The following is a 556-nucleotide window of genomic DNA, read 5'->3' on the forward strand; positions in this document are numbered from 1 at the left end:
ACGCCGGCCTGGGCCGAGCTGAGGGCGACGATGTCGCCGGTCGTCAGCGCATGGATCTGGGCCGAGCCCATGGCCTTCAGGCCCGCGGTGCCCAGCGCGACGACGTCTTCGGTCGTCATCGTGGCGACCTGCGCGGTGCCGATGGCGGCGACCTGGCGCTGGTCAGCGAAGGGATCTGCGAGCTGGTCAGCGCGTTCAGCGTGTCGCTGCCCATCGAGGCGATCTGCGCCGTCGTGAGCTGCTGGACCTGGGCCGAAGTGAGGGCGCCGATCTGGTCGCTGTCGAGCGCGGCGAGCTGGCTGCTGGAGAGCGAGCGCAGCGTGGCGCTGCCGAGCGCGCGCAGGTCATCGGTCGAGAAGTTGGCGAGTTGCGCGGTCGTGAGGCCGGCCGCCTGGGCCGAGCTGAGCACGCCGGCCTGGGCCGAGCTGAGGGCGACGATGTCGCCGGTCGTCAGCGCATGGATCTGGGCCGAGCCCATGGCCTTCAGGCCCGCCGTGCCCAGCGCGACGACGTCTTCCGTCGTCATCGTGGCGACCTGCGCGGTGCCGATGGCGGC

1 protein-coding gene and 1 pseudogene are annotated in these 556 nt (G+C 72.1%); both read right to left on the bottom strand.

All coding sequences use genetic code 11. From position 1 onward, the window contains the following. A partial coding sequence (locus B0W88_RS35370; RefSeq protein WP_369973977.1) for a hypothetical protein occupies positions 1 to 119 on the bottom strand: 119 nt, incomplete at its 3' end. Continuing rightward, positions 116 to 556 (bottom strand): annotated as a pseudogene (locus B0W88_RS32210) (DUF5364 domain-containing protein); the annotation flags it as partial. The gene B0W88_RS35370 and the pseudogene B0W88_RS32210, both read right to left, overlap by 4 nt.

Origin of the sequence: Pelomonas sp. KK5, assembly GCF_001984095.1 — a bacterium.
GTDB lineage: Bacteria > Pseudomonadota > Gammaproteobacteria > Burkholderiales > Burkholderiaceae_C > KK5.